Source organism: Gilvimarinus sp. 1_MG-2023, from assembly GCF_030548285.1.
Genome location: NZ_JAUOSC010001558.1, coordinates 1 through 242, shown reverse-complemented (window position 1 = coordinate 242; position 242 = coordinate 1). Strand labels below are relative to the sequence as shown.

1 protein-coding gene is annotated in these 242 nt (G+C 54.1%); it reads left to right on the top strand.

Going from position 1 to position 242, the window contains the following annotated elements; translation table 11 throughout:
- The coding region (locus Q4563_RS22035) for a GTP-binding protein (protein ID WP_303606057.1) at positions 1-242 on the top strand (242 nt) is incomplete at both ends.

Here is a 242-nt window from a genome sequence, read left to right as displayed (position 1 = left end):
ATGTGGTTCTACTGACGGCCCAATGCCTCAGACTCGTGAACACATCCTGCTGTCCCGTCAGGTTGGCGTACCTTATATCGTCGTTTTCCTGAACAAGGCAGACCTGCTGGCTGAAGACTGCGGTGGCGCAGACTCAGAAGAATACGCAGAGATGCTGGAACTGGTTGAAATGGAACTGCGTGACCTGCTGTCTGAATACGACTTCCCAGGTGACGACACACCAATCATCCCGGGTTCTGCCC